Below are 6,186 nucleotides of genomic sequence, written 5' to 3' on the forward strand. Positions count from 1 at the left end.
GGAAGGAAGATTAATATGGCGTATGCTCGACATCAGAGTTTCTATTTGAGAGATAAATGGATCAGTAAAGGTCTTAAAGCGGTACACTTTCAACCTAGGTTTTTCTTTGAAGAAAACTCGCCGGAGAATGTAGGTCTAGGAAAGAATATGGTGATGTCACTTAGATTTTGGTTGTTAGCTACCGGATTAATCAATGAAGAAAAAGTTGATAGAAGAACTGAACATCATTCTACAGATTTAGGAAATATAATATTTAAAGATCGTCTATTGCAGAGAAATGATACAGTGTCAATCTTACATTATCAATTAGTTAGAAATGAAGATGATTTAGCTACTGTTTTTGAGTGGTTTTTTAATGAATATAAGGAAACTGTTACTGATAGAGATAGTCTACTAAAAGCATTCATAGTATGGGTGAATAAAAATGATAAGCCTGTCTCAAAGAAATCTCTTAAAAGGGATATTGATTGCTTAGTTCAACTATATACTAAGGAACCAAATGAGGATGATCCTGAGGATTTTACTTTTAGCCCTTTTACTAAACTTAATATAATGAAAGAAAACGCAACAGAGAACGGGCAGGAGGTAGTACATAAAATTCAACCTGATATCGAGGATATAGGTTTAATTTCATTGTATTATATATTATTAAAGTACAGCGAAGAAAATGAAACAAGTTTAATTAGTTTAGATGAGATAGTGCAAGATAAATATTTATGGGGTAATCTTTTTAATCTCTCAAGAAATAGAATAATAGATGTACTCAATTTATTAGCTAATCACAAAAAATTCCCTCTTGAATATGTAAGAACGAATAATTTAGATAACGTAAGGTTACCACAAATCAAACCAATTGAATTCCTTTCCTATGAGTATGAGGTGGAAATAGAAAGGGGGACTGGATAAGTATGTCATTTAAGACTAGCGTAAACATAAAGTTTGATGTAGGTAATGAAGAGTTTATTAATAGATATATACCTACGCCGTCACATATAGATGCATTAAAAGGAATATTAAAAGGATTTAATAACGATTCTAATAGAACTCATATAGTCATTGGAGCATATGGAACAGGTAAATCACTTATAGCTACTGTTTTAAGTTATATTGTTTCAGAAAAAAACTCTAGCAATGTTGTTGATAGATTAATCAACAAATTTATGTACTTTGATGATTATATTGCAGAACAAATAAAATCTGCGAGTTCTTCAAAAAAGCGTTATATACCAGTACTCTTAAATGGTAATGAGGGGAATTTTAGGGAAGCTTTATTGTCGAGTATAATAAAAAATCTTAATAATAACGGTATTGATATAGTATTACCAGGAATAAGCGAAAGAGTAATGGAATCTATTGAAACTTGGAAGGAAAGTTTTCCTAGTACTTATAATAAATTTATAAAAAAATTAGAAGAACAAGGTAAGGAAATACAAAAATGGGAAGAAGAAATTAAAAAATATAACGAAGCTGAATTTGAGTTCTTTAGAAATATATACCCGGAACTAACTTCAGGAGCTGTTTTTAATGTTGGACATGCTGATAACTTTAATGAACAGCTAGAATACCTTAATGAAAGGTTAGATGAGCTGAACATAGGAATTTTTGTAGTCTATGATGAATTCGGTAGATTCTTACAGGGGTTGACTAAGGATCAGTTATCGCAGACCATGCAAGATATTCAAGATACTGCTGAAATTATAAGTAGAAGCGAATCTATGCAATTACTATTAATTACACATAAAAGCTTAAGGCAGTATTTTAAAGGCTCACAGGATGAGGTTGCAAAGGAGTTTCAACGAATAGAGAAAAGGTTTAGTCAATATTACATTACTAGTGACCAAAACACTTTTCTAAGAGTGGCTGAAGCAATACTAGCAGAAGTGATACAAAATAAGCCAAACATTGATAACAGAGTATATTCGGAAACTTTGAATAATCTAAAAAGATATAATCTTTTTCCAAGTTTAAACCCTTCGGAAGAAGGAGAGAAAATTGTAAAGACTATGTATCCACTCCATCCGATAACTTTATTTTTATTGCCAAATTTATCAGGTGTTTTTGGCCAAAATGAAAGGACTCTTTTTACTTTATTAGAAAGTGAAGAAACCGGTGGGCTGAAAAATCACATGAGTAGCACAAATGATTACTACATGCCGTCTAAATTATTTGATTATTTCTTTCGGGATATTAGTGATAGCGAGGATAATTCAGCTGTTAAAAACCATCTTATCTTGTATAAGAAAGCCATTGCAAGGATACCTGACTACGTAAATGATAGAAAATTAATAACTAATATTATAAAACTAATCTCATTATGGAATCTATGTGGATTACAGAGTGAGCAAAAATTAAATACAGACTTTTTATCGTTTGGAATAGAATGTGGAAAAGAGGAGCTCAATGCATTACTGAGATTACTTTCTGAGCATAAAATAATAAGGTTCAATGGAATAAATAAATATTGGGAATTACATTCTGGTAGTGCAATGGATATTGAGAAAAGAATTAATGAGAGAAAGAAAAGTTTGAATATTACGCAAGAAGAAATATCATCAGTCCTCAAAGGGAATTTGCCTAAAAAATATTTCTTCCCTGAAGAATACAATGATACAAAAGAAATGACTAGATTTGCCAAAGTTGAAATTGTTTTTAGTGACGAACTAGATAAGTTGAATTTTAAGGCTATAGATAACTCTGATATTACAATTTTATTTATTATTCCTAAAGATGATGGAGAGCTTCATTCCATTAAAAAAGACTTGAGAAAATTGGGCAAAAATGAAAAAATTTTATGCGCCATTCACACAGAGTCATTAAATAGTATATTAGAAAATGTAAAAGAGAGTTTTATTATAAATGATCTACTGAATGATAAAACACTTTTAGCTGAGGATAAAGGTGTACAAGAAGAGTTGAGAATTTTATTAAGTGAAAAATTGCATGAAATAATTAATTACCTATCTTCAATAGTAGCATTTAATGACGAAGTTGTATGGCTGAAAGATTTAAGAGAAGTAAAAATAAAAAATAATATTGAGCTATCAAACTTGCTGTCACAAAAATCATTTGAACTATACAAACATACTCCAGTGATTTTAAATGACTCATTCAATAGGGTAAACCTTTCATCTGCACAAAGAAAGGCTGGAATTAAACTAATTAATCACATTATTGATTCATATCCAATCCAACAATTTGGGATTACAGGTAATGGACCAGATTATGCAATTTACGCCTCAATTTTTAAGAGGAATGGGGAATTGTTCAAGAATGTAAATAGCCTTGATTTTGACTCTATTGAATATAAACCTTATAAACTTATTAGAAAAGAAATATTAAGTGAATTAGAGAATAATCCAAAGGGTAATTTTGGTGAACTAATTAAAATCTTTACAGAAAAGCCTTTTGGAATCAGAAAACCTGTAATACCAATATTGTTGGTTTCCCTATTAAGGGATAGGTGGAACGAATTCATGTTATATAGAAACGAAATGTATATAGCTGGTTTAAATGGAGATGCTCTATATGAAATTTTATATGAAGAAGGACCTGAAAACTACCAATATGTGTATGAAAATTTAGACGAGAAATATTTAGATTACTTTAATTTTATAGAAGAAAATTTCACAGAATATAATGAAGATAGATTAGAAGGGAAATCACGTTTAATTAAAATTTGTGGGACTCTTATAAAATGGTTAAGATCTTTACCTAGATACACACAAATTTCTAACTTTGTTGATCCTGATTTTTCAAGGATGAGAGCTCTCATTAGGAAAACCGAAGTCAAGCCACAAGATAGTATTGATCAATTGTATGAAGAATTTGGTAAAGAAAAATTAAATCATTTTAAGGAATACGCCGCAAATTATTTAGGCACTTTTAAACAAGAACTTATTACGGCAATATTTCAAACTTGTAAAGTAAACAATATTAAAGAATTAAAAGATTGGGCTAACAACGCTCATGATTTTTTAAAGAAGAATAATAAATTGATTAATGCTACACTAGATTTATCCACTGAAAATTGGCTGTCGCAATTTGTGGAAATTTATATTGGTGTCCAAATTTCTAACTGGTCAGATACTACTTACGATTTATTTATAAGTCAATTAAAGAATGACTATGAAGAAGTTGTAAATTTTTCCGAGTACAACGAAGAAAATTCTACAAGTCAATTTATTACTATAGATATTAGTGGTGAGCGAAAAATTATATCAAGAGTTGATTTATCAGTAAAAACTACAACCATATATAAAAATGTTGATCGAATGATAAAAAATGCTGGTAGAAATGTCCCTAAGAAAGAACTTGAATACATGGTTTATAGTTTATTAGAAAAATATGTAGAATAAAGGATGTTTTAGAATGCTAGAGAGTAACAGAAAACCTGTTCATATTGCAATGTTTTCTGGTGGAGCAGGAAGTGCATATGTCGCATATCAAATGGTCCAAGCCCACGGAAAAGAGAATTGTAAGTTATTCTTTACTAATACTTTATGGGAAGATGAAGATAATTATCGATTTATGGAGGAGATTGCGGAATACATTGGGATTGAGGTAACTGAAGTGGTTGATGGCCGTACTCCTGAAGAAGTTTTTTATGATAATAAGTTTCTAGGAAACTCTAGACTTGCTAAGTGTTCTGAGGAATTAAAAGTACGGCAAACATTAGTTTATATGGAAGATTTGCGAGATAAAGAGAATCTTGAACCAATTCTGTACTTTGGTATAGCTCCTCATGAAAAACAACGTAGAGGTAATGATGAATTCCTGAAAAACGATAGTGTTGTAATATCAGAGGAAAGCTTAGATAAAAACATTAGGAAAGCTGCAGGGATTCGATCTTTTTATGAACATTATCCTATAGAGCCAATTGAGTCTAGATTTCCTCTTATAGAAACTCATAGAAAAGATCTTGATGCTAAGGGTATCATTGAAAATGAATGGGGTATAAAACTACCTAGGATGTACACTGTTGCTGTAGAAGAGGCCGAGAAAGGTAATGAGCATGCCAAATTATTAGTAGACAATAAGGTTTATGGCTTCTCACATGCCAATTGTGGTGGAAGGTGTGTAAGAGGTGGATTACAACATTATGCTACTTTATACGCCTTATGGCCGGATCAATATAAAGAGCAAGAAGACATGGAAGTAAGATTTAATGAGTATTTTGAGAAAGAAAGTTTTGTGACTATCCTAAAGAAGAATGGAACGGGGTATAGTCTGAAAAATTTTAGAGAAGAGATGGAAAAGGAAGGAATAGAAAAATATCTATTTAGTGAAGATGAGACTATTCCTTGTGTTTGTTCTTTTTCTTAAATAGTTATTCCTTAAGAATTGATTGGATTAAACCAATCAATTCTTTTTTTACATTTTTTGAGAATCTCTTGCTATAACAGCAATTCCAAAAGGTTTCCATTTAATACAAACAAAAAAGACTCACTTCGCGGTAAGATATAGTTGGTTTATCGATCACACAACACATTTAATATATGTAAAAGACTTGTCTTTTTATAGCAAGAATAATTTAAATTGTGTTTACATACATTCAAATACTCAAAACAAATAAATTATGAAAAGCACTAAAAGAGAATAGGACAGGTTTTGAAAGAATTATTTATAAGAAAACTAGTAACCATTTATCGAATGAGTCTTGATCACCGACATAATATTTTAGCTCTAGCTTTACCTATGCGCCATAGCTATCTTACACATTCCTGCACGCTCCCATTGAGTTCTTATTAAATAGTTAGATTCTTTTAAATCTAGTGTTTTTCCAAACTTAAAAAGTATGCGGGTCTTGATTTCTTCACCAACTTCAACTGGTTTTATCTCTGTGATAGCATCAGAACTTACCCAAATACAATCCATTTCATTGGGTGAGGATGTAGGAAATAGATAAATATTCTTTTCAATATTTATTGGAATTGGAATTTTCTGCTCAAATCCAAGTATATATTTGACCGATTCTCTTCTACCTTCATAAGAAGAGCCGTTTATAAGGGCGTTATGTTTAAGAATTTCAAGTGGTGTTTGCTCGATAAAAACTTCTTGTTTTACTTCAATTATTTTTGATTGGTATTTTGCATGTATTTCGCAAGTGAAAAGTGAGCCATTTCGCAATTTAATTTTGAGCCACTTCTTCAGCACTTGTTTTTATCCATTCTTCAGTTTCTTTCATTC

4 protein-coding genes are annotated in these 6,186 nt (G+C 30.7%); 3 read left to right on the top strand and 1 reads right to left on the bottom strand.

Annotated features, from left to right (window positions below):
- The first annotated feature begins 15 nt into the window (after nt 1-15).
- The 3 genes from DFR57_RS16305 to DFR57_RS16315 are packed head-to-tail and all read left to right on the top strand — an operon-like array spanning nt 16 to nt 5,322.
- Nucleotides 16-906 carry a DUF4007 family protein gene (locus DFR57_RS16305; protein WP_114354281.1) on the top strand — a complete coding sequence of 297 codons (891 nt, stop codon included), beginning with the start codon at nt 16-18 and terminating at the stop codon, nt 904-906.
- 2 nt (nt 907-908) lie between these two features.
- A complete protein-coding gene (locus tag DFR57_RS16310) occupies nt 909-4,355 on the top strand; it encodes a hypothetical protein (protein ID WP_114354282.1) in 3,447 nt (1,148 codons plus the stop codon).
- 13 nt (nt 4,356-4,368) lie between these two features.
- A complete protein-coding gene (locus tag DFR57_RS16315) occupies nt 4,369-5,322 on the top strand; it encodes a hypothetical protein (RefSeq protein WP_114354283.1) in 954 nt (317 codons plus the stop codon).
- Between the two features lie 366 nt (nt 5,323-5,688).
- Here the strand turns inward: DFR57_RS16315 and DFR57_RS16320 are convergent, their stop codons facing one another.
- Entirely contained in the window at nt 5,689-6,153 is a 465-nt protein-coding gene (locus DFR57_RS16320) for a competence protein ComK (RefSeq protein ID WP_114354284.1), read from the bottom strand.
- Between the last annotated feature and the right edge of the window lie 33 nt (nt 6,154-6,186).

Source organism: Saliterribacillus persicus (assembly GCF_003337485.1).
Lineage (GTDB): Bacteria > Bacillota > Bacilli > Bacillales > Amphibacillaceae > Saliterribacillus > Saliterribacillus persicus.

What these genes read in the sequence shown, in the direction of transcription:
- DFR57_RS16305 (WP_114354281.1), top strand. Translation starts at nt 16, where the DNA reads ATGGCGTATGCTCGACATCAGAGTTTCTATTTGAGAGATAAATGGATC.
- DFR57_RS16310 (WP_114354282.1), top strand. Translation starts at nt 909, where the DNA reads ATGTCATTTAAGACTAGCGTAAACATAAAGTTTGATGTAGGTAATGAA.
- DFR57_RS16315 (WP_114354283.1), top strand. Translation starts at nt 4,369, where the DNA reads ATGCTAGAGAGTAACAGAAAACCTGTTCATATTGCAATGTTTTCTGGT.